Origin of the sequence: Marinobacter sp. bablab_jr003, from assembly GCF_016464245.1 — a bacterium.
Taxonomy (GTDB): Bacteria; Pseudomonadota; Gammaproteobacteria; order Pseudomonadales; family Oleiphilaceae; genus Marinobacter; species Marinobacter vinifirmus.
The window spans coordinates 60,792-79,201 of sequence record NZ_JADARC010000084.1 but is presented as its reverse complement, the minus strand read 5'-3'; the positions used below and the strand labels follow the sequence as shown (position 1 = coordinate 79,201).

At 58.5% G+C, this 18,410-nt stretch carries 15 protein-coding genes and 1 tRNA gene; 15 read left to right on the top strand and 1 reads right to left on the bottom strand.

The window, feature by feature from the left end; all coding sequences use genetic code 11:
* The first annotated feature begins 507 nt into the window (after window positions 1–507).
* From carA to greA, 3 genes are all read left to right on the top strand, one after another.
* On the top strand, window positions 508–1,638 hold the full coding sequence (gene carA, locus H3Z84_RS07945) for a glutamine-hydrolyzing carbamoyl-phosphate synthase small subunit (protein WP_206768869.1): 1,131 nt from the start codon (window positions 508–510) through the stop codon (window positions 1,636–1,638).
* A gap of 82 nt (window positions 1,639–1,720) precedes the next feature.
* Window positions 1,721–4,939, top strand: a complete 3,219-nt coding sequence (gene carB, locus H3Z84_RS07940) for a carbamoyl-phosphate synthase large subunit (RefSeq protein ID WP_199457086.1) — start codon at window positions 1,721–1,723, stop codon at window positions 4,937–4,939.
* A gap of 4 nt (window positions 4,940–4,943) precedes the next feature.
* Window positions 4,944–5,423 (top strand): transcription elongation factor GreA, encoded by a 480-nt coding sequence (gene greA, locus H3Z84_RS07935; protein WP_081697550.1) that lies wholly within the window; start codon window positions 4,944–4,946, stop codon window positions 5,421–5,423.
* A 54-nt stretch (window positions 5,424–5,477) separates the two neighbouring features.
* On the opposite strand, the gene yhbY is transcribed toward greA, so the two are convergent.
* Complete coding sequence (gene yhbY, locus H3Z84_RS07930) at window positions 5,478–5,786, bottom strand: ribosome assembly RNA-binding protein YhbY (protein WP_094623617.1); 309 nt, start codon at window positions 5,784–5,786, stop codon at window positions 5,478–5,480.
* A 279-nt stretch (window positions 5,787–6,065) separates the two neighbouring features.
* Here yhbY and ftsH point away from each other — a divergent pair, with 279 nt between their 5' ends.
* The 12 genes from ftsH (at window position 6,066) to rpsO (ending at window position 18,210) form a co-directional block, all read left to right on the top strand.
* Window positions 6,066–8,009, top strand: a complete 1,944-nt coding sequence (ftsH, locus tag H3Z84_RS07925) for an ATP-dependent zinc metalloprotease FtsH (protein ID WP_213016948.1) — start codon at window positions 6,066–6,068, stop codon at window positions 8,007–8,009.
* A gap of 96 nt (window positions 8,010–8,105) precedes the next feature.
* Window positions 8,106–8,936: a dihydropteroate synthase gene (gene folP / locus H3Z84_RS07920; protein ID WP_094623618.1), complete on the top strand. Its 831-nt coding sequence runs from the start codon at window positions 8,106–8,108 to the stop codon at window positions 8,934–8,936.
* Complete coding sequence (gene glmM, locus H3Z84_RS07915; protein WP_199457084.1) at window positions 8,936–10,279, top strand: phosphoglucosamine mutase; 1,344 nt, start codon at window positions 8,936–8,938, stop codon at window positions 10,277–10,279. Before folP ends, glmM begins: the two co-directional genes overlap by 1 nt.
* A 95-nt stretch (window positions 10,280–10,374) precedes the next feature.
* Window positions 10,375–11,133 carry a triose-phosphate isomerase gene (gene tpiA, locus H3Z84_RS07910; protein WP_199457083.1) on the top strand — a complete coding sequence of 253 codons (759 nt, stop codon included), beginning with the start codon at window positions 10,375–10,377 and terminating at the stop codon, window positions 11,131–11,133.
* A gap of 24 nt (window positions 11,134–11,157) precedes the next feature.
* Complete coding sequence (secG, locus tag H3Z84_RS07905) at window positions 11,158–11,541, top strand: preprotein translocase subunit SecG (protein ID WP_058341798.1); 384 nt, start codon at window positions 11,158–11,160, stop codon at window positions 11,539–11,541.
* Between the two features lie 8 nt (window positions 11,542–11,549).
* Window positions 11,550–11,634 (top strand) — tRNA-Leu (locus H3Z84_RS07900).
* Window positions 11,635–11,946: 312 nt separating this feature from the next.
* Window positions 11,947–12,408, top strand: a complete 462-nt coding sequence (gene rimP, locus H3Z84_RS07895) for a ribosome maturation factor RimP (RefSeq protein ID WP_022988296.1) — start codon at window positions 11,947–11,949, stop codon at window positions 12,406–12,408.
* 54 nt (window positions 12,409–12,462) lie between these two features.
* A complete protein-coding gene (gene nusA, locus H3Z84_RS07890) occupies window positions 12,463–13,956 on the top strand; it encodes a transcription termination factor NusA (RefSeq protein WP_022988295.1) in 1,494 nt (497 codons plus the stop codon).
* Window positions 13,957–13,976: 20 nt separating this feature from the next.
* Window positions 13,977–16,511: a translation initiation factor IF-2 gene (infB, locus tag H3Z84_RS07885; RefSeq protein ID WP_094623621.1), complete on the top strand. Its 2,535-nt coding sequence runs from the start codon at window positions 13,977–13,979 to the stop codon at window positions 16,509–16,511.
* Window positions 16,511–16,942 carry a 30S ribosome-binding factor RbfA gene (rbfA, locus tag H3Z84_RS07880; protein ID WP_022988293.1) on the top strand — a complete coding sequence of 144 codons (432 nt, stop codon included), beginning with the start codon at window positions 16,511–16,513 and terminating at the stop codon, window positions 16,940–16,942. The genes infB and rbfA overlap by 1 nt, the downstream gene beginning before the upstream one ends.
* A complete protein-coding gene (gene truB / locus H3Z84_RS07875; RefSeq protein WP_199457082.1) occupies window positions 16,939–17,862 on the top strand; it encodes a tRNA pseudouridine(55) synthase TruB in 924 nt (307 codons plus the stop codon). Before rbfA ends, truB begins: the two co-directional genes overlap by 4 nt.
* A gap of 78 nt (window positions 17,863–17,940) precedes the next feature.
* A complete protein-coding gene (gene rpsO / locus H3Z84_RS07870; protein ID WP_011786757.1) occupies window positions 17,941–18,210 on the top strand; it encodes a 30S ribosomal protein S15 in 270 nt (89 codons plus the stop codon).
* Window positions 18,211–18,410 lie beyond the last annotated feature (200 nt).

Below are 18,410 nucleotides of genomic sequence, written 5' to 3'. Positions count from 1 at the left end.
CCAGGTCGATGCCGATCACGGTATTCTGATGCATGGTCTCCTCCTTAACTCTTGGATAGTGTCTGCAACCTCTATCCTGGCGCATTGCGACGCCGATTTGGAGTGGGGAGGAGACCATCCCATCTCGGAAGGACACGGAAAAAGACTGAAGAGTTGCTTTTCGTGTGAGGCTAACACTGAGGCTGAAGGTTCGGGTCGCTCTTCCGAAAATTTTGAAGGCCATGGATGGCCTGAAATAAGCGCTCATGGACGAGCTTGTAGCGGTTTTCGGAAGAGCGACCCGAACCTTCGGCCGGAGTTGCGTCAAAGACGACTGGACAAATCCCCGTGGACAAAAACGGCCAGAATCGCTTACAATAAGGCGATTTGACTGCACCAAGCGTACCTTTGAAAAGTTTATAAGAAAGCGGGACCGGGTTTTTACTCTGTCTCGCTTTTTTGCAACCTGAATTTGCGCTTGCGTTCCTGTTCGTGACGAACTTACGCCACTCGATGAGGATACAAGCCTTGAGCACACCAGCAATCCTTGCACTCGCAGACGGAAGCCTCTTCTACGGCACCGCCATCGGCGCAGACGGAGAAACCAGCGGTGAGGTAGTGTTCAACACTGCCATGACCGGCTATCAGGAAATCCTGACCGACCCGTCCTACTCCCGCCAGATCGTCACCCTGACGTATCCGCACATCGGCAACACCGGTGTGAACGGCGAAGACGTAGAGTCCGACCGCATCCACGCCGCCGGCCTGATCATTCGTGACCTGCCGCTGATCGCCAGCAGCTGGCGTAACCAGCAGAGCCTGGATGACTACCTGCGAAGCAACAACATTGTTGGCATTGCGGACATCGACACCCGCCGCCTGACCCGTATCCTGCGTGACAAAGGTTCCCAGAACGGCGCCATCGTTGCCGGCGAGAATGCCACCGCCGAGCGTGCACTGGAACTGGCCAAGGCCTTCCCGGGCCTGAAGGGTATGGACCTGGCCAAGGAAGTGACCAGCGAGAAAACCTATCAGTGGAACCAGACCGAGTGGGACATCACCGATGGCTACGGTGAACAGTCTGCTCCGAAGTTCAAGGTTGTTGCCTGGGACTACGGCGTAAAGTTCAACATCCTGCGCATGCTTGCTGCCCGCGGTTGCGACATCACCGTGGTACCGGCGCAAACCCCGGCTTCGGAAGTGCTGGCCATGAACCCGGACGGTATCTTCCTGTCCAACGGCCCTGGCGACCCCGAGCCGTGCGACTACGCTATCAAGGCCATCCAGGAAGTGCTGGAAACCGAGATTCCGGTATTCGGCATCTGCCTTGGTCACCAGCTCCTGGCCCTGGCCAGCGGTGCCAAGACCATGAAAATGGGCCACGGCCACCACGGCGCCAACCACCCGGTGCAGGACATTGCCAAAGGCACGGTGATGATCACCAGCCAGAACCACGGCTTTGCGGTAGACGAAGCAACCCTGCCGGCCAATGTGGAAGCCACCCACAAGTCGCTGTTTGACGGCACCCTGCAGGGCATTCGCCGCACCGACAAGGCGGCCTACAGCTTCCAGGGTCACCCGGAAGCCAGCCCAGGCCCCCACGATGTGGCACCGTTGTTCGACGAGTTTATCCAGCTGATGGAAGCGCGATCTGCCTGAGGGCAAGGCCATCGACGATAGCTCACCGGCGCTGAACACCGCGCTGCAAGAATTCAAAAGTTGCTGACAGGTTTACCGAGACATGCCAAAACGTACAGACATCCAAAGCATCCTGATCCTGGGCGCTGGTCCCATCGTGATCGGGCAGGCGTGCGAATTCGACTACTCCGGAGCCCAGGCCTGTAAGGCGCTGCGCGAAGAGGGCTACCGGGTTATCCTGGTGAACTCCAACCCGGCCACCATCATGACCGACCCGGCCATGGCCGATGCCACCTACATCGAGCCGATTACCTGGAAGACGGTCGAAAAGATTATCGAAAAGGAAAAACCCGACGCCCTGCTGCCCACCATGGGCGGCCAGACCGCGCTGAACTGTGCGCTGGACCTGGAAAAGCATGGCGTACTGGAGAAGCACGGCGTTGAAATGATCGGTGCTAACGCCGATACCATCGACAAGGCCGAGGACCGGGACCGTTTCGACAAGGCCATGAGAAAGATTGGCCTCGAATGTCCGCGTGCGACGATCGTTCACTCCATGGCGGAAGCCTGGGAAGCGTCAGAGGATATCGGTTTCCCTTGCATCATCCGTCCGTCCTTCACCATGGGCGGCTCCGGTGGTGGCATCGCCTACAACAAGGACGAGTTCGAGGAAATCTGTACCCGTGGCCTGGACCTGTCTCCGACCAACGAGCTGCTGATCGACGAATCCCTGATTGGCTGGAAAGAGTACGAGATGGAAGTTGTTCGTGACAAAAACGACAACTGCATCATCGTTTGTGCCATCGAGAACTTCGATGCCATGGGCGTGCACACCGGTGACTCCATCACCGTGGCCCCGGCCCAGACCCTGACCGACAAGGAATACCAGATCATGCGGAACGCCTCACTGGCGGTGCTGCGTGAAATTGGTGTGGAAACCGGCGGTTCCAACGTGCAGTTCGGTATCAATCCGGACACCGGCCGTATGGTCGTGATCGAGATGAACCCGCGGGTATCCCGTTCCTCCGCGCTGGCTTCCAAGGCCACCGGTTTCCCGATTGCCAAGGTCGCGGCCAAGCTGGCCATCGGATACACCCTTGATGAGCTGCAGAACGAAATTACCGGCGGCGTAACCCCGGCCTCGTTCGAGCCCAGCATCGACTACGTGGTTACCAAGATTCCGCGCTTCACCTTCGAGAAGTTCCCCCAGGCCGACGCCCGCCTGACTACCCAGATGAAGTCTGTAGGTGAGGTAATGGCGATTGGTCGTACCTTCCAGGAGTCCATGCAGAAAGCCCTGCGTGGCCTGGAAGTGGGCTCTGATGGTTTTGACGAGAAACTGGACGAGCTGGATTCGGACAGCAGCCGTGAAACCCTGATCCGGGAGCTGAACGTGCCCGGCGCTGAACGCGCCTGGTATATCGGTGATGCCTTCCGCGCCGGCATGACGGTCGACGAAGTGTTCCGTCATACCAAGGTTGACCCCTGGTACCTGGTACAGATTGAAGACCTGGTCAAAGAAGAGCAGGCCCTGAAATCCGCCGGCAAGGCCGATATCGACAAGGCGACCCTGTTCCGCCTGAAGCGCAAGGGCTTCTCTGACGCCCGCCTGGCCAAGCTGCTGGGCATTTCCGAAGTCAGCCTGCGCAAGCTGCGCCACGACCTGGGCATTCGCCCGGTGTACAAGCGGGTAGATACCTGTGCCGCTGAGTTTGCATCCGACACCGCCTACATGTACTCCACATACGAGGAAGAGTGCGAGGCGGAGCCGTCTGACCGCGAGAAGATCGTGGTGATCGGTGGCGGCCCCAACCGTATCGGCCAGGGCATCGAATTCGACTACTGCTGTGTGCACGCGGCCCTGGCCATGCGTGAAGACGGCTACGAGACCATCATGATCAACTGCAACCCGGAGACCGTGTCGACCGACTACGATACCTCCGACCGGTTGTACTTCGAGCCGATCACCCTGGAAGACGTACTGGAAATCATCAACGTCGAAAAACCGAAGGGCGTCATTGTGCAGTACGGCGGTCAGACCCCGCTGAAACTGTCCCGTGGCCTGGAAGCTGCCGGTGTGCCCATTATCGGCACCAGCCCGGATGCCATTGACCGTGCCGAAGACCGTGAGCGTTTCCAGCAGATGATCCAGCGCCTGGGCCTGAAGCAGCCCCAGAACGCCACTGTGCGCAGCCATGAAGAAGGTATCCTGGCAGCCCGTGAAATCGGCTATCCGCTGGTGGTTCGCCCGTCCTACGTGCTGGGCGGCCGTGCCATGGAAATTGTCTATGACGAAACCGAGCTGGTGCGTTATATGCGCAGTGCCGTTCTGGTATCCAACGACAGCCCGGTATTGCTGGACCACTTCCTGAATGCCGCCATCGAGGTGGATATCGATGCCATCAGTGACGGCACCGACGTGGTTATCGGCGGTATCATGCAGCACATCGAGCAGGCTGGTGTTCACTCCGGTGACTCTGCCTGTTCACTGCCGCCCTACAGTCTGCCGAAAGAAGTGCAGGATGAAATGCGCGAAGCGGTCAAGAAAATGGCCATCGAACTGGACGTTATCGGCCTGATGAACGTGCAGCTGGCCTGGCAGGACGGCGAGATCTATGTGATCGAAGTGAACCCGCGGGCTTCCCGTACCGTGCCGTTCGTATCCAAGGCCATCGGTGTGTCCCTGGCGGCGGTAGCGGCCCGCGTAATGTCCGGCAAGACCCTGAAGGAGCTGAACTTCACCCAGGAAATCGTGCCGACGTACTATGCGGTGAAAGAGTCCGTGTTCCCGTTCAACAAGTTCCCGGCGGTTGACCCGATCCTCGGCCCGGAAATGAAGTCTACCGGTGAGGTGATGGGGCTGGGTGACAGCTTCGACGAAGCCTTTGCCAAGGCATCCCTGGCCGCGGGTGAGCGCCTGCCGGCCAAGGGTGTGGCCTTTATGTCGGTTCGTGACGTCGACAAGCCGGGGGCGGCCAAGGTTGCCCGCGACCTGGTTGATGCCGGCTTCCGGATTGTCGCCACTACCGGTACAGCCAAGGCCCTGGAAGCCGAGGGTGTCGAGGTTGAGCGGGTCAACAAGGTTGGTGAAGGCCGGCCGCACATTGTTGATTCCATCAAGAACGGCAAGGTTCAGCTGATCATTAACACCACCGAAGGTCGTAAGGCCGTTTCCGACTCGGCGCAGATTCGCCAGTCCGCCTTGCAGACCAAGGTAACTTACACAACGACGCTGGCGGGTGGCGAAGCCTTCTGCCGCGCAATCAAATTTGGTCCGGAGCGCACCGTTCGTCGCCTCCAGGACCTACACGTAGGGAAGTAAGATTATGGCTGAAAGAGTGCCCATGACGCAGACTGGCGAAGCCCGTCTGCGCGAGGAGCTGAAAAAGCTGAAGTCCGAAGATCGTCCGCGGGTCATCCAGGCTATCGCCGATGCCCGTGAACACGGAGATCTCAAGGAAAACGCCGAATACCACGCCGCCCGTGAACAGCAGAGCTTCATCGAAGGCCGTATCCAGGAAATCGAAGGCAAGCTGTCAGTGGCCCAGGTGATCGACGTAACCACCATGGAGAACACTGGCAAGGTGATCTTCGGCACCACCGTGCACCTGGTGAATATGGACACCGATGAAGAGGTGACTTACCAGATCGTGGGCGAAGACGAGGCAGACATCAAAGCCGGCAAACTGTCGGTATCGTCTCCCATCGCCCGGGCGCTGGTGGGCAAAAACGAAGGCGATGTGGTGGCCATCCGCATCCCCTCGGGCACCGTGGAGTACGAGATTTCCGAAGTAGAATACATCTGACGAAATCCGCGCACACAAAAAAGCCGGCTGGGTTACCCGAGCCGGCTTTTTTTATCACTTATTCCTTAGCAGGTTAGACAGCTTCGGATTCGGCTTCCTGGCCCGGCGCAGGATGACGGCGATTTTGCCGATGGTTTGCACCAGCTCGGCGCCGGAGCTTTCGCACAGGGCCTGGATGGCTTCCTGGCGGGCCTCGCGGTCTGTGCTGGCTACCTTGATCTTGATCAGCTCATGGTCGTTCAGGGCTCGCTCCAGTTCTTCCTGGAGCCCCTCGGACAGGCCTTTGTCGCCAACAATGATGACGGGCTTCAGATTGTGGGCAATGGCCCGGTATTCCCGGCGCTGTTCCGGTGACAGACTCATGATGTAATCTCTTTATCGGTGCAATTAACAAAAGGTCAGCGGCGAACTGGCTGACAACGTCGTATAATTTCGTGATTGTAACAGATAGCGCATCGCCACAAATGGTCGTATTCACTTACAACCGGCGTTGCAATCGGCCCCGGAGTGCCCAATATAGGTGGTAGTGCGGCCGTTTTCCCTTAGACCGTTTCTGGTTTACGAACGTACAATTAGTGTAAGGTGTCGGAAAAGGGTTCGCGGCTTCGACGCGGCAGCCCTGCAATTCACAGGTGATGATCCTTGAACGATATGGCAAAAAATCTGGTTCTCTGGCTAGTGATAGCCGCCGTGCTGCTGATGGTGTTTCAGAATTTCACTCCCACCACCAGCGGGCAACAAGTCAACTATTCCCAGTTTGTCGAAATGGTCCAGCAGGGCCAGGTACGGCAGGTAACGATTGATGGGCTGCAGGTGCAGGGTGTCCGTGGTGACGGCTCCCAGTTCCAGACCATCCGCCCGCAGGTATCCGATAACAAGCTGATGGACGATCTCCTGGCCAATGAGGTTGAGGTGATCGGTAAGGAACCGGAGCGGCAGAGCCTGTGGACTCAGCTGCTGGTGGCCGCATTCCCGATACTGATCATCATTGCCCTGTTTGTCTTCTTCATGCGCCAGATGCAGGGCGGCGGTGGCGGCAAAGGCCCCATGTCGTTCGGCAAGAGCAAGGCGCGCCTGCTGAGCGAAGATCAGATCAAGACCACCTTTGCTGACGTGGCTGGTGTCGACGAAGCGAAGGAAGACGTCAAAGAGCTGGTGGATTTCCTGCGCGATCCGAGCAAGTTCCAGCGCCTGGGTGGCCGCATTCCCAAGGGTGTCTTGATGGTAGGTCCTCCCGGTACCGGTAAAACCCTGCTGGCCAAGGCCATTGCCGGTGAAGCCAAGGTGCCGTTCTTCTCTATCTCTGGTTCAGACTTCGTGGAAATGTTCGTGGGTGTGGGTGCTTCTCGTGTTCGCGACATGTTCGAGCAAGCCAAGAAACAGAGCCCCTGCATCATCTTCATCGACGAGATCGATGCTGTGGGTCGCCATCGTGGCGCGGGTATGGGTGGCGGACACGACGAGCGTGAGCAGACCCTGAACCAGTTGCTGGTTGAGATGGACGGCTTTGAAGGCAATGAAGGCGTTATCGTGATTGCCGCCACCAACCGCCCTGACGTGCTGGACCCGGCCCTGCTTCGTCCGGGGCGTTTTGACCGCCAGGTGGTGGTGAGTCTGCCCGACATCATTGGTCGCGAGCAGATCCTGAAGGTGCACATGAAGAAGGTTCCCCTTGCCGATGGCATTGATCCGGCGGTGATCGCCCGTGGTACGCCTGGCTTCTCCGGTGCGGACCTGGCCAACCTGGTGAATGAGGCAGCCCTGTTTGCGGCACGCCGCAACCAGCGCCTGGTGTCTATGGAAGAGCTGGAACTGGCAAAAGACAAGATCATGATGGGCGCCGAGCGCAAGTCCATGGTGATGAGCGAGAAAGAAAAGCGGAACACCGCGTACCACGAATCCGGCCATGCGATTGTGGGTCGGTTGGTACCTGAGCACGACCCGGTGTACAAGGTCAGTATCATTCCCCGTGGCCGGGCGCTGGGTGTCACCATGTTCCTGCCGGAAGAAGACAAGTACAGCCACTCCAAGCGCTACCTGACCAGCTCGATCTGCAGTTTGTTTGGTGGCCGTATTGCCGAGGAGCTGACTCTGGGCTTTGAGGGTGTGACCACCGGTGCGTCCAACGATATCGAGCGAGCCACCAGCCTGGCCCGCAATATGGTCACCCGCTGGGGCCTGTCCGAGAAGCTGGGCCCGCTGCAGTACGATACCGACAGCGAAGAGCCGTTCCTGGGTCGTTCTGCCGGGCAGTCTCATACCGTGTATTCGCCGGAAACGGCACAGCGTATCGATGAGGAAGTCCGTAACATCATTGATACCTGCTACGAGACCGCCAAGCAGATCCTGATTGATAACCGGGACAAGCTCGACATGATGGCGGAAGCGCTGATGAAGTACGAAACCATCGATCGCTTCCAGATTGACGACATCATGGCCGGCAAAGAGCCGCGCCCGCCGAAGAACTGGGGCGATAGTGGTCCTGCCGGTGGCGTAAAGGCTGAAGAGCCGGAGCAGGCGCCGGAGCCGAAAGGCTCTGACGACGGGCGTCAGCCCGGAGTAGGGCGCCCGGCCGGCGAGCACTGACTCGCAGCCGAAGTCTGAGTGATATAACGCGCCGCCCGGCTCCCGGGCGGCGTTTGTTTTTGTTTCCCCGAAAGTATTGCCCCTGGAATCCTCGCTATGAAAATGAACTTTGCCGGCCGTGAACTGGACCTCTCCCTGTGCCATGTAATGGGCATCCTGAATGTAACCCCGGATTCGTTTTCGGACGGTGGTCGCTTCAATTCGCTGGAATCCGCCATGATCCGCGCCCGCCAGATGGTGGCGGACGGTGCAGCATTTATTGATGTAGGCGGTGAATCCACCCGGCCGGGAGCGGCAGAGGTTTCCACCCAGGAAGAGCTGGACCGGGTGTGCCCGGTGGTCGAGGCCATTGCCCGGGAACTGGATGCTGTTATTTCCGTAGACACCAGCAACCCGGCGGTAATGGCAGAAACCGCAAAGCTCGGCGCGGGGCTGATCAATGATGTCCGTGCCCTCCAGCGTGACGGAGCACCGGAAGTGGCGGCGAAGGCGGATATTCCGGTGTGTATCATGCACATCCAGGGTGAGCCGGACACCATGCAGAACGATCCCCGTTACCGGAATGTCCGCCGGGAAGTCAGCTCGTTTCTGACCGAGCGCATGCGCGTGGCCGAGGCCGCTGGGGTGAACCCGGACAAGATCATCCTGGACCCCGGCTTTGGCTTTGGCAAAACCGTCGAGCACAACGTGCAGTTGCTGGCGACCCTGGAGCAGCTGCACATGCTGGGCCATCCACTGCTGATCGGTCTGTCCCGCAAATCCATGCTGGGAGCGATCACCGGTCGGGATGTGAATGAAAGGTTGCCCGCAAGCCTTGCGGCCGCGACAATATCGGCCATGAAAGGTGCGAGTATCCTCAGGGTGCACGATGTAAGGGAAACGGTAGACGCCGTTAAGGTAGTAGCGGCGGTTAAGGAGGCAATCTGATGTCCGAGCGTAAATATTTTGGTACCGATGGCATTCGCGGCCATGTTGGCGAAGGCCCGATTACCCCGGAGTTCATGCTCCACCTGGGTTGGGCTGCCGGCCAGGCGTTCAAGAAAGATGGTCAGCGCAACAGCGTGCTGATCGGCAAGGACACCCGGTTGTCCGGTTATATGTTCGAATCCGCCCTGGAAGCCGGCCTGTCTGCCGCCGGAGTGGATGTGAAGCTGCTGGGCCCGATGCCGACACCGGCCATTGCCTACCTCACCCGTACCTTCCGTGCCTCTGCCGGTATAGTGATCAGTGCGTCCCATAACCCGCACCACGATAACGGCATCAAGTTCTTCTCTGCCGCTGGCACCAAGCTGGACGATGCCCTGGAAGCTGAAATCGAGCGCTGGCTGGACCAGCCCATCAAGGTCTGTGAGCCCAACGAGCTGGGCAAGGCTACCCGTATTGATGACGCGCCCGGCCGCTACGTGGAATTCTGCAAGAGCACCGTACCCAACGAATTTACCCTCGATGGCCTGCATATCGTCCTGGATTGTGCCCACGGTGCCACCTACCACGTGGCACCCAAGGTGTTCCGGGAGCTGGGTGCAAAAATTACCGTGATCGGTGCCGATCCCGATGGCCTGAACATCAACCTGAATGTTGGCTCTACCCACCTGGATGCTCTGAAGCAGACGGTTGCCGAGAAAAAAGCCGACCTGGGCATTGCCTTCGATGGCGATGGTGACCGGGTGCTGATGGTTGACCGTGACGGCTCCGAGGTGGACGGCGATGAGCTGCTGTACATTCTCGCGTACCAGCGCCAGGCCGAAGGGCGCCTCAAAGGCGGCGTGGTGGGTACCCTGATGACCAACCTGGGTGTTGAGCTGGCCCTGCGTGAACTCGGCATCCAGTTCGAGCGGGCGAAAGTGGGCGACCGCTATGTGATGGAGCGGTTGCTGGCTAACAACTGGGTGGTCGGGGGCGAAGGCTCCGGCCATATGGTTATTCGTGACTGCACCAGCACCGGCGATGGTATTGTGTCTGCCCTGCAGGTGTTACTGGCCGTGCGCCATTCCGGTAAAACCCTGAGCGAGCTGCGTCAGGGAATGAGCAAGCTGCCCCAGAAAATGGTGAATGTGCGGGTGGCGCAGCGTTTTGATCCGTTTTCCCGGGCGGATATTGTCGAGGCTGTGCGCCAAGCGGAAGCTGGCTTGGGCGATGCCGGTCGTATCTTATTGCGGGCATCCGGAACCGAGCCTTTGATCCGGGTGATGGCAGAGGGCCGGGATGCCGCAGAAATCACCCGAGTGGCCGAAGAGCTGGCCCGGGTGGTGGAGCGTTCAAACCCGTGAGTGGCGGTGCGGGGAGCGGGTTGTGTGCAGGAAATGACTGCTGTATAGTTCGCGCTCCCTTTTGTTCAGGGTTTTCGGGATAGCTGAGAATAAGTATGCGTCGCAGGATTGTAGCCGGTAACTGGAAAATGAACGGGTCGAAAGACCTGGTGCAGCAACTGGTTGGCCCGGTTCGCGAGCAGGCTGGCCGTCTCGATAACGGTGCAGAGGTGGTGATTATTCCTCCTGCGCTGTATGTAAGTGCTGTTCAGGCTGAGGCAGGAGACGACCTGGCGACAGGTGTCCAGAACGTCAGTCAGTGGCAGTCCGGCGCCTACACCGGTGAAGTTTCCGCCGACATGGCCCGTGATATGGGTTGCGGCTACGTGCTGGTTGGGCACTCCGAGCGTCGCCAGTTGTTTGGTGAGACCGATGAAATGGTTGCAGCCAAGGTTGAACAGGTTCTGCAAAGCGGTCTGACGGCGGTGTTGTGCGTTGGGGAGACCCTGGAGCAGCGTGAGGCCGGTGATGCCGAGCGTGTTGTGGCCACCCAGGTGATACGCGGGCTGGCCCGTGTTGAGGGTGAAAGCTGGTCGCAGGTGGTTGTTGCCTACGAGCCTGTCTGGGCTATTGGCACGGGCAGAACCGCAACCGCAGAGGACGCCCAGGCTATGCATGCGGAAATCCGCAATGTGCTTTCGAGCATGAAAGCGCCTGCCGAATCCATTTCGGTACTTTACGGCGGCAGCGTAAAAGCGGATAATGCGGCCGCTCTGTTTTCAGAGCCGGATATCGATGGTGGTCTTATTGGCGGAGCATCGCTGAAGGCCGATGAGTTTATCAGTATCTGTCGGGCATTCCCGGCGGGTGCGTAATCCGAAACGTTTACGAGAGTCTGTATGGATTGGTTGGAAACACTGGTAGTTGTAGTTCACGTCGTGATCGCCGTGGCGCTGGTGGGCCTGGTTCTGATCCAGCAGGGCAAGGGCGCGGATGCCGGTGCGGCATTTGGTGGCGGTGCCTCGCAGACGGTTTTCGGTAGTCAGGGCAGCGGCAGCTTCCTGACCAGGATGACCACCCTGATGGCGGTTGTCTTCTTTGTGACAAGTTTTTCGCTGGCGATCTTTGCCAAGCAACGCGCTGAAGTAGCAGGTGAGGCGGGTATTCCGACAGTTCAGGAATCTACCCAGGCCCCTGCAAGTGATGCCAGCGCGCCGGCTATTGAAGAAGGCGCAGGTAGCGAAGCCGGGGCCGGGGAGTCTGATCTCCCTGACCTCGAGTAAAGAGTGTTGCCCGGGTGGTGAAACTGGTAGACACGCCATCTTGAGGGGGTGGTAGCGAAAGCTGTGCCGGTTCGAGTCCGGCCCCGGGCACCATATTTGAAGAAGACGGCTTGGCAAACCCAGGCCGTTTTTTTTGGTCAGTCCTTGACCACTCCGCGCGGTGTCCTCTATACTCCGGCGGTTATTGGAGTCAGTGTTTTTTCTGGCTTCCAGGCAGGCCAGGTGTCTGTCGGCAGAGAGCATGGTTGGGTTAGCTTTCTGCGAATTCTTGCAACAAAAGGCCCCATTTTCAGGGGCTTTTTGATTAAGGGGCCTGGCGCAAGGGCCCTGGTGCATAAAAGGGCTGATTAACAGCCCTTTTTTTGTTTTTGTACCCTGAAAATCTGAATACGGAGGCGGCGACACTTGTCAGCCAAGCTTAAACAACTGGAAGACATCCTGCGCCCGGTAGTGGAAGGGCTCGGATTTGAATTCTGGGGCATTGAATTTCGTTCCCGCGGGCATCAGTCCATGCTCCGGGTGTTTATTGATGATGCCGAAAACGGCATCAGCATTGAAGACTGTGAAAAAGTCAGTCGGCAGGTCAGCGGTGTGATGGATGTGGAAGACCCCATCCAGAGCGAATACACCCTGGAGGTTTCATCCCCGGGCATGGACCGGCCGTTGTTCCGCCTGGAACAGTACGAGGCGTTTGTCGGCCATAAAGTACAGATCAAGCTGCGCATGGCCTTCGAGGGTCGTCGCAAATTCCAGGGGCTGATCAAGGGCGTCGAGGGTGACGAGGTTGTGGTCGTGGTTGATGACCACGAGTACCTGTTGCCGTACGACAGCATTGAAAAGGCCAACATCATTCCGGTTTTTGAATGACACATTCGAACAAATCTGTAGATGTATCGATTATTTTGAGGGCAGGGCAATCCAATGAGTAAAGAGATCTTGCTGGTAGTGGAATCCGTCTCGAACGAGAAAGGTGTCGAGAAGGATGTGATTTTCGAGGCGATCGAACTCGCACTCGCTACCGCTGCCAAAAAACGTTACGAAGACGAAGAAGCCGACATCCGGGTTGCTATCGATCGCCGTACCGGCGAATACGAGACCTTCCGCCGCTGGCTGGTGGTAGACAACGATGCGGTTCCGGCACTGGGCACCGAGCTGACCATGCAGGAAGCCGAAGAGATTGATACCAATCTCCGGCCGGGCGACATGCACGAAGAGAAGGTGGAATCTGTGGCATTCGGGCGCATCGGTGCCCAGGCCGCCAAGCAGATCATCTTCCAGAAAGTGCGCGAAGCCGAGCGCATGAAGATTGTCGACAGCTACCGTGATCGCATCGGTGAGCTGGTATCCGGCACCGTCAAGAAGGTGACACGGGACAACGTTATTGTAGATCTCGGTGGTAACGCCGAAGCGCTGCTGCCCCGTGAGCACCTGATCCCGCGGGAAACCTTCCGCATGGGTGACCGGGTACGGGCCCTGCTGCTGGAAATCCGCACTGATCATCGCGGTCCGCAGCTGATTCTCAGCCGTACCGATGCCCAGATGCTGATCGAACTGTTCCGCATCGAGGTTCCGGAAATCGCCGAAGACCTGATCGAGATCCGTGGCGCCGCCCGTGATCCCGGTTCCCGCGCCAAGATCGCGGTGAAGACCAACGATCGCCGGATCGACCCTGTGGGTGCCTGTGTTGGTATGCGGGGCTCCCGCGTGCAGGCGGTCTCCAACGAGCTGGGCGGCGAGCGTGTAGACATCGTGCTGTACGACGACAACCCCGCGCAGCTGGTGATCAACGCCATGGCACCGGCAGAAGTGGCCTCCATTGTGATGGACGAAGACCGTCACACCATGGATGTCGCCGTCGCTGAAGATAATCTGGCGCAGGCCATCGGTCGTAATGGCCAGAACGTTCGCCTGGCCACTGAGCTGACCGGCTGGACCCTGAACGTGATGACCGAAGAAGAAGCCGGTGAGCGTCAGGAACAGGAATACAACCGCCTGGTTGAGCACTTCACCGCTCACCTGGACGTTGATGAAGAGTTTGCCGGTGTTCTGATCGAAGAAGGCTTCACGTCTATCGAAGAAGTGGCCTATGTACCGATGGAAGAAATGCTGGCGATCGAGGGCTTTGACGAAGACACCGTTTCTGAATTGCGCCGCCGTGCCAAAGACGTGCTGCTGAATCAGGCGCTGGCAAGTGAAGAAGCCCTGGAGGGTGCAGAACCCGCTGAAGATCTTCTGAATATGGAAGGTATGGACCGTGGCCTGGCGTTCAAACTCGCCGGGATGGGTGTGCGTACCATGGAAGATCTGGCCGAGCAGTCTGTGGATGATCTGCTTGATATTGAAGGTATGGATGAAGAGCGCGCCGGTCAGCTGATTATGATCGCACGCGCACCCTGGTTTGAAGACCAGGCCTGATTCGGGAGAGGAGGACCAGTATGGCTGAAGTAACGGTAAAACAACTGGCCGCAGATGTAGGCGCTCCCGTGGATCGTTTGCTGAAGCAGATCGTTGAAGCGGGCCTGAAAGCCCGCAGTGAGAACGACGCTGTCACCAGTGATGAGAAGCAGCAGTTGCTGGCTTATCTGAGAAAGACCCACGGTGAAGCCCAGGCAGAGCCGAACAAGATTACCTTGAAGCGTAAAACCACAACCACGTTGAAGGCCGGCAAGGCAAAAACCGTGAACGTGGAAGTACGCAAGCGCCGCACCTATATCAAGCGTGCGGAACTGCAGCCCGAGCCGGAGGTGGCAGCACCGAAGCCGGAAGAAGTGGCAGAGCAGCCGGTAGCGGAACAGCAAGCGCCGGAACAGGCACCGCAGGTAACTGCAGAACAGGCACAGCCGGAGACATCCGCTGCTGCCCCGGCGCCGGAGCAGGAACAAGCTGCTGCCGAGCCGAAGAAAGCCCAGGAGCCCGAGCCGGCACCGGAGGACATTCCCATGCCTCCGCCGGAAGATGAAGGACGGGATCGCAAGCCCAAGAAGAAAAAAGAAAAGGTACGCGAGCGCGGCGACGAAATCGAAGAAGGCAAGCCTAAGAAGAAACAGGCTGGTCATCGCGGCCCTCGCAGCCGTCCGGTTGAAGAACCTCTTGTTATTTCCGAGGACGACGAAGAAAACCGTCCTCGCAAGCAGCTGCGGGCTAAAAAGAAACCGAAAGAAAAGCGTCATGCTTTCGAGAGGCCAACCAAGCCCATGGTAAGAGAAGTACAGATTCCGGAAACCATCACCGTAGGTGACCTTGCCCAGCGTATGGCTGTCAAAGCCGCTGATGTTATTAAAACCCTGATGGGTATGGGCGTAATGGCCACCATCAATCAGGCGCTGGACCAGGAAACTGCGGTTCTGGTAACCGAAGAGCTGGGCCACAAGCCCAGGGCTGTCAGCGAAGATGCCTTTGAAGAAGAAGTGCTGAGTGAAATCACCGGCGACGACTCAGGCAAAGAGAAAATCAAGCGGGCACCGGTTGTCAGCGTGATGGGTCACGTTGACCACGGTAAAACCTCGCTGCTGGATTACATCCGTCGCGCCAAGGTTGCTGCCGGCGAGTCCGGTGGTATTACCCAGCATATCGGTGCCTACCACGTAGAAACCGATCACGGCATGGTGTCCTTCCTGGATACCCCGGGCCACGCGGCGTTCACCGCCATGCGGGCTCGCGGTGCCCAGTGTACCGATATCGTTATCCTGGTGGTGGCGGCCGATGACGGCGTTATGCCGCAAACCAAGGAAGCCGTTCAGCACGCCCGCTCTGCAGGCGTACCCCTGGTGGTTGCCATCAACAAGATGGACAAGGAAGAAGCCGATCCAGACCGCATCAAGAACGAGCTGTCTGCGCTGGACGTGATTCCGGAAGACTGGGGCGGCGACGTTCAGTTCGTGCCGGTTTCAGCGCATACCGGTATGGGTATCGACGACCTGCTGGAAGCGGTGCTGCTGCAGGCCGAGATCCTCGAGCTGGAAGCTTCTCCGGATGCGGCTGCCAAAGGTGTTGTGGTTGAATCCAGCCTGGAGCGTGGCCGTGGTTCCGTAGCCACTGTTCTTGTTCAGAACGGTACCCTGCGCCAGGGCGATATGGTGGTAGCGGGTTCCTTCTTCGGTAAGGTTCGCGCCATGACCGACGAAGCCGGACGCCAGGTAAAAGACGCTGGCCCGTCCATCCCGGTTGAGATTCTGGGCCTGAACGGCACACCAGATGCCGGTGACGAGTTCTTCGCCGTAGCCGACGAGAAGAAGGCCAAGGAACTGGCTGAATTCCGTCAGACCCGCGAGCGTGAACAGCGTCTGCAGCGCCAGCAGGCGGCCAAGCTTGAAAACATGTTCGAGAACATGGGCAAAGACGAGGTCAAAACCCTCAACGTTGTGCTCAAGACCGACGTGCGTGGTTCCCTGGAAGCCATTACCAAGGCCCTGCAGGACCTGGGTAACGAAGAGGTTCAGGTGAAGATCGTGTCCTCCGGCGTGGGCGGCATTGCCGAGACCGACGTCAGCCTGGCCATGGCCACCAACGCCGTTATCTTCGGTTTCAACGTGCGTGCGGATACCGCATCCAAGCGCCTGGTTGAGCAGGAAGGCCTGGATCTGCGTTACTACAGCATCATCTATAACCTGATCGATGATGTGAAAGCGGCCCTGACCGGTATGCTCAAGCCGGAGTTCCGCGAAGATATCGTGGGCATCGCCGATGTGCGTGATGTGTTCCGTTCACCGAAGTTCGGCCAGGTGGCTGGCTGTATGGTGACCGAAGGTACCGTATACCGGAACAAGCCGATCCGCGTACTGCGCGACAACGTGGTGATCTTCGAAGGCGAGCTGGAGTCCCTGCGTCGCTTCAAGGATGACGTGCCGGAAGTTCGCAACGGTATGGAATGTGGTATCGGTGTTAAAGGCTACGACGTGAAAGTGGGCGACCAGATCGAAGTATTCGATCGCGTCCGTGTTGAACGTCAGCTTGAATCCACGGGGGCCTGATGGCACGGGAATACAGTCGCGTAGAACGCATTGGCGACCAGATGCAGCGTGAGCTGGCCCAGCTCATCCAGCGCGAGGTGAAAGACCCTCGCGTTGGTATGGTCACGGTGAACGACGTAAAGGTCAGCCGTGACCTGGGCTACGCCGATATCTATGTTTCACTGCTGTCTACCGAAGAGCTCACCGAGGAATCGCCCGAGGTGAAGGAATCGCTGGCAGTGCTGAACAATGCCTCCGGCTTTTTGCGGGGCCAGGTAGGCCGTGCGATGAAGTTGCGGGTGGTTCCCCACCTGCGCTTTCACTTCGATACCCTGCTGGGCCAGAGCCGGAAGATGGATCGGCTGATCCGCGAGGCGGTAGGCGACAAGCCGGCCGTACCCCGGGACGACAACGACGATCCCGTTTCCGACAACCCGGAGCGTGATGCTTGAGCCGTAGACGCAAAGGCCGTGATGTAAACGGCATTCTGGTGATCGACAAGCCTCAGGGCGTTACCTCCAACGGAATCCTGCAGCAGGTCAAGCGCCTGTATGGTGCGGCCAAGGCCGGCCATACCGGAGCGCTTGATCCGCTCGCCACCGGCGTATTGCCGCTGTGCTTCGGGGAGGCCACCAAGTTCTCCCAGATGATGCTGGACAGCGACAAGGCCTATATCACCACTGCGAAGTTGGGTATTCGTACCGAAACCGGCGACAGTGAAGGTGCGGTGGTGGAAGAAAAGCCTGTGCCGGCGCTGACCGAAGCGCAGGTGGAGGCTGTCCTGGAAAACTTCCGGGGCGATATTCAGCAGGTTCCTTCCATGTACTCTGCCCTGAAGCACCAGGGCAAGCCCCTGTACGAATACGCCCGCGAAGGCATCGTGATTGACCGGCCGGCCAGGCCTGTCACCATCTACGAGCTGAAGTTGCTGGCGGTGCGCGAGCAGGAGCTCGACCTGGCGGTCACCTGCACCAAGGGTACGTATATTCGCTCACTGGTCGAGGATATCGGCGAAGCTCTGGGATGCGGTGCCCATGTGTCTGCCCTGCGCAGAACCCTGGCCTCCGGTTACACCCTGGCAAATGCCCGTGATGTCAAAGACCTGGAAGCCATGCGTGAGCGGGGCGAGAGTCTGGATGGCCTGTTGCTGCCGCCGGAAAGCGCCCTGACCATGTTCCCCGAGCACCGGTTGGCGGGGCCTGCGCTGGTATCGATCTTGAACGGACAACCGGTTAGAATACCCGGTCAGTCTCTGGAAGGCTTCGTGCGCATTCATGGCGACCGTTCCTTTGTGGGGCTGGCTGAAGCTATGCCGGAAGGCGACGACACCAATCTGGTGCCGCGCCGGCTGGTAAAAAACAACGGCAGGTAACCCCGCCGTTGTTTAGCCGGGCTGTAGAGATGCGCGGTTCGGCCGGATTTAACAGCATCGCAACCTATGAGGTGTAATATGGCACTTTCTGCCAGTGAGAAAGCTCAGATCGTTAAGGATTTTCAGCAAGGTGATGGCGATACCGGTTCCCCTGAGGTTCAGGTAGCTCTGCTGAGCGCCAACATCAACAAGCTGCAGGATCACTTCAAGGCCAACAAGCAGGATCACCATTCCCGCCGCGGCCTGATCCGGATGGTAAACCAGCGTCGTAAGCTGCTGGACTACCTGAAGCGTAAAAACGCCGACCGTTACCTGGAACTCATCCAGCGTCTGGGTCTGCGTCGCTAATCCGGGTTTCGACCTGAAGGTAAAGGCCGGGCGTGTCCCGGCCTTTACCGCGCTTTTCTCCCGTTATTTTTGCTGCAGTTGATTTGTCAGTGAAACCGAAGGATTTTCTCTGTCTAATGGAAAGCCGATATTGATAGCAGGTTGTTGAAAGCCCGGGTGCTGTCGGGAAACCACAGTCCCAGCCGGGGTTTTACAACAGC

What these genes read in the sequence shown, in the direction of transcription:
- carB (WP_199457086.1), top strand. Translation starts at nt 1,721, where the DNA reads ATGCCAAAACGTACAGACATCCAAAGCATCCTGATCCTGGGCGCTGGT.
- greA (WP_081697550.1), top strand. Translation starts at nt 4,944, where the DNA reads ATGGCTGAAAGAGTGCCCATGACGCAGACTGGCGAAGCCCGTCTGCGC.
- yhbY (WP_094623617.1), bottom strand. Translation starts at nt 5,786, where the DNA reads ATGAGTCTGTCACCGGAACAGCGCCGGGAATACCGGGCCATTGCCCAC.
- folP (WP_094623618.1), top strand. Translation starts at nt 8,106, where the DNA reads ATGAAAATGAACTTTGCCGGCCGTGAACTGGACCTCTCCCTGTGCCAT.
- glmM (WP_199457084.1), top strand. Translation starts at nt 8,936, where the DNA reads ATGTCCGAGCGTAAATATTTTGGTACCGATGGCATTCGCGGCCATGTT.
- tpiA (WP_199457083.1), top strand. Translation starts at nt 10,375, where the DNA reads ATGCGTCGCAGGATTGTAGCCGGTAACTGGAAAATGAACGGGTCGAAA.
- secG (WP_058341798.1), top strand. Translation starts at nt 11,158, where the DNA reads ATGGATTGGTTGGAAACACTGGTAGTTGTAGTTCACGTCGTGATCGCC.
- nusA (WP_022988295.1), top strand. Translation starts at nt 12,463, where the DNA reads ATGAGTAAAGAGATCTTGCTGGTAGTGGAATCCGTCTCGAACGAGAAA.
- infB (WP_094623621.1), top strand. Translation starts at nt 13,977, where the DNA reads ATGGCTGAAGTAACGGTAAAACAACTGGCCGCAGATGTAGGCGCTCCC.
- rbfA (WP_022988293.1), top strand. Translation starts at nt 16,511, where the DNA reads ATGGCACGGGAATACAGTCGCGTAGAACGCATTGGCGACCAGATGCAG.
- rpsO (WP_011786757.1), top strand. Translation starts at nt 17,941, where the DNA reads ATGGCACTTTCTGCCAGTGAGAAAGCTCAGATCGTTAAGGATTTTCAG.